This is a genomic window from Acidimicrobiales bacterium, assembly GCA_035533595.1.
In the GTDB taxonomy this organism is placed as follows: Bacteria; Actinomycetota; Acidimicrobiia; order Acidimicrobiales; family Bog-793; genus DATLTN01.
In genome coordinates this window covers 1-4,079 of record DATLTN010000022.1, presented here as the reverse complement: position 1 = coordinate 4,079, position 4,079 = coordinate 1, and the positions used below count along the sequence as shown (strand labels likewise).

The 4,079-nt window shown below is 74.4% G+C and carries 2 protein-coding genes; one reads left to right on the top strand and one right to left on the bottom strand.

Features of this window, described 5'->3' with window-relative positions:
* The coding region (locus tag VNF07_03795) for an APC family permease (protein HVB05357.1) at nucleotides 1-1,914 on the bottom strand (1,914 nt) is incomplete at its 3' end.
* Between the two features lie 292 nt (nucleotides 1,915-2,206).
* Here VNF07_03795 and VNF07_03790 point away from each other — a divergent pair.
* The coding region (locus VNF07_03790; protein HVB05356.1) for a S53 family serine peptidase at nucleotides 2,207-4,079 on the top strand (1,873 nt) is incomplete at its 3' end.

The following is a 4,079-nucleotide window of genomic DNA, read 5'->3' as shown; positions in this document are numbered from 1 at the left end:
GTCGTGCAGCAGCCGGCCCCACGCGCGGCGATACGAGCGACGGGGCAGCAGGATCGAGACCTCGGTCTCCCCGTCGGCCGCCTCGGCGGCGAGCTCGAGTGCCGCTCGGCCAAGGCGCCGGTCCGGGCACTCGATGACGTCGAGCGGGAGCCGGGCGAGGCCGAACTGGCGCCACCGGCCGATGAGGAGGTCGGTGGGCCGCTCGTCGATGTTGAAGTGCACCGCCCGCAGGTCGTCGGGAGCGAGCGTGCGCGCGTACTGGATCGCCCGCGCGGTGGCGAGGTCTATGCGGTCGACGAGCACGATGACCGCATGGCGGCGCAGCACCGGGGTCTCGAGCGCGGCGGTCGCAGCGCCCTCGGCGAGCACTGCGGCCTCGGTCCGGTACTGGCGGTTGGTCCGCATCAGGCCGTAGACGAGGAGGGGCATCACGACGACGACAACCCAGGCGCCGTGGGTGAACTCAGTGACGGCGAAGACCGCGACCACGATCGCGCAGACCACCGCCGCGGTCACCACGGCAGCCGCCCCCGGCCGCCAGCCGTCCTCGCGGTGGGCGAAGTGGTGCTTGGCCATGCCCGCACCGGCCATCGTGAAGCCGGTGAACACGCCGATCGCGTACATCGGGATGAGCGAGGCGACCTGCGCCTGGGTCGCGAGCAAAAGGGCGATCGAGGCGAAGGTGAGGAGGAGGATGCCGTTCGAGAAGACGAGGCGGTGGCCGCGGACCGTGAGCTGGCGTGGCAGGAAGGAGTCCTCGGCGACGAAGGAGACGAGGAAGGGGAAGCCCGTGTAGCTCGTGTTCGCGGCGAGCACGAGGATCACCGCCGTCGCCGTCTGCAGGCTGATGTAGAGGACGCGCCCGACGCCGCCGCCGTAGACGAGCTTGCCGATCTCGGAGACCACCGTCGGCGTCCCCGAGACGAAGGGGACGGCGTGCGTCAGCGAGGCGAGCACCGAGACGCCGAGGAACATCGTGCCGAGGATGCAGGACATGAGGACGAGGGTCGTCCTCGCGTTCTTGGACTGCGGCGCCCGGAAGATGCTCACCCCGTTGGAGATCGCCTCGGTCCCGGTCATCGCGGAGCCGCCGTTCGCGAAGGCGCGCAGCACGAAGAAGACCGAGACCCCGAGGAAGAGCCCGCCACCCTTGGTGCCGAGGTGGAGCTGGTCGTGCGAGATCGGCGTGTGCGGGAGGGTCCCCGTCGCCGCCTTGATCAGCCCCCAGATGATGAGCGCCGCCATGTTGGCGATGAAGAAGTACGTCGGGAGCGCGAAGACCCTGCCCGCCTCGCGGATCCCCCGCAGGTTCGCGAAGGCGATCAGCACCACGAAGGCGATGGACAACGGGACGGCGAGGTTCTTCAGCTCGGGGGCGACCGAGATGATCGCGTCGACGCCGGCGGCGACCGAGACCGCGACCGTGATCGTGTAGCTCACGAGCAGCGCCGCGCCGGCCACCTGGGCGATGTTCGGCCCGAAGTTGTCGCGGCTCACGACGTAGGAGCCCCCCGCCTTGGGGTAGGAGGCGACGACGTCGCGGTAGCAGATGGTGACGACGGCGAGCACCGCCAGCAGTGCGAGGGTGAGCGGGGTGACGAGGCCGAAGGCGGCCAGCCCGCCGACGGGGATCAGCACCCGCAGCATCTCCTCTGTGCCGTAGGCGCAGGAGGACATCACGTCCGAGGAGAGGACCGCGAGCGCGGTGGGCTTGCCGAGGCGCTCGGAGGAGAGGCGGTCCGAGACGATCGGCGGCCCGAGGAGCGTCCGCTTCAGGCGGTAGCTGAGCGCCTCGGGGAGCGAGCTCGCGAGGGCGAGGGCGGCCGGCCGGGGGGCGGTCGCCCAACGCGAGCGTGCCGCGGTCGGCTGCCCGGTGCCGCTCCCCTCCGGGGGGGCCAGGGTCTCACCGGCCATCGACAGACCTCATCGGGAGGCGGTGGGCGTCACGACGGGCGCACCCACGGAGCGCTCCTCGGTGCTGCGCGGTCCTCGATGCCGGTCGCCATCGTCCCCACCTCCCCGCCGCATCGTACGGAGCGCCTGGCCGACCCGCACGGCCGGGCGCGCCGGATGGGCGTCGTGGAGCGCGCGGCGGTCGTCCGCTGCCGGTGGATTCCCTTGCCACCCAGCAACTTCTCTCACATCGGACGCGAGAACGGTCGTTAGGCACGAGTCGAATCGCCGAACGCCGCGGATGGACCCACCCATGTCGGAAAGTCGAGCCCAGCACACCACGCCGTCGAGCGGGCGTCGTCCGGCACGCCACCCCGCCGTCGAGCGACCGCCCTCCTGGAGCCCCCTCGCCACCCGCCACGGCGCGCACCACCCGGGCCACCGGCCGGCGGCAGCACCGCATCCACGCGCCCAGTTCCCCCGGGCGCGTGGATGCCTCCTCCTCCTGCTCCTCCTCCTCGGCGTGCTCGCCGGCCTCGCGCTCTCGCCGCTGTTCTCGCGCGCCGGCTCGGCATCCTCGCTCGTGCGCCTGGGGGGGGTGCTCGCGCCGCCCCCCGGCTCGGTGCTCCTCGGCCCGGTGCCGCCGCGCCGCGCGATCACCCTCGACGTCGTGCTCGTGCCGCGCGACCCGGCGGGGCTCGCGGCGCTCGCCTCCTCGGTGAGCGACCCGTCGAGCCCGCGCTTTCGCCACTTCCTCGCGCCCGCGGCGGTGGCGGCGCGCTTCGCGCCGTCGCGCGCGGTCGTCTCGGCGGTGCGCTCCGGCCTCGCGGCGCGCGGGCTTTCGGGTGGGGTGCTCTCCGACGGCGGCCTCGTCGTCTCCTACGCGACGACGGCCGGGGTGCTGGAGTCGGCCTTCTCGCTGGGCTTGTCGGACTACCGCGTGCCGGGACGCCCCTCCCCCTCCTACGGCGCCTCCGCGGGGCCGCTCCTCGGGCGCGCGATCGCCCCCGCGGTGGCCTTCGTCGCGGGGCTGAGCGACTTCGACGCCGCGCTCGCCGAGGGCGCGCCCGAAAGCCGCGCCGTGCCGGGGCGCGCCGTCACCTCGTCGGGCTCCTCGGGCGGCCCCGTCCCCTGCGCGGCGGCGGTCGCGACGGGGGGGATGACCGCCGACACCTTGGCGTCTGCCTATGACCTCTCCCCCCTCTACGGGGCGGGCGACTTCGGCCAGGGGGTGCGCGTCGCGCTCTTCGAGCTCGAGCCCTTCCGCGCGGACGACGTCGCGCGCTACGCCTCCTGCTACGGCCTCGCGCCGCGGCTCGCGGTGCAGCGCGTCGACGGCGGCGCGGGGGTGGGGGCGGGCTCGGGGGAGGCGGCGAGCGACGTCGAGTCCCTCCTCTCGGTGGCGCCCCGCGCCCGCCTCTCGGTCTACGAGGGGCCGTGGTCTGAGTCCGGGGTGATCGACACCTACTCGGCGATCGTCCTCGGCTCGCGGGCCGCGGTCTTGTCGACGAGCTGGGGGATCTGCGAGGGGGAGCTCTCGCCGGGGCTCTCTGCTGCTGAGGACAGCATCTTCGAGGAGGCCGCGGCGGGGGGGATGAGCGTCGTCGCCGCCTCGGGGGACCACGGCTCGGAGGACTGCGCGACCGGCTGGGGCTCTCCCGCGGACGCCCTCTCGGTGGCGGACCCCGCGGCCCAGCCCTTCGTCACCGGCGTGGGGGGCACGACCCTCTCGCCCGGGCCCCGCGGCCAGCTCCGCGAGCGCGTCTGGAACGTGCCCGGGAGCTTCGGCGGCTCGGGGGGCGGGGGGGCCTCGGCTGACTTCCCCGAGCCCTCCTTCCAGCGCGGGGTCGCGCCGGGGGCCCCCGGGCGGCTCGTGCCGGACGTCTCGGCCTTCTCCTCCTCCTCGACCGGCGACGCCGTCGTCCAGGACGGCGTCTGGTCCACCTACGGCGGGACCTCGATCGCCGCGCCCACCTGGGCCGGGCTCTTGGCCCTCGCGGACGCGGAGAAGGGCTGCGCGGCGCCGGTCGGCTTCGCCGACCCCCTCCTCTACCGCCTCGCGGGGCGCGCCCCCGCCGCGCACTTCCACGACATCACGAGCGGCGACAACGACTACCTCGGCGACCACCCCGGCGCCTACGGGGCGACCGTCGGCTACGACCGGGCCTCGGGGCTCGGCTCGCCGG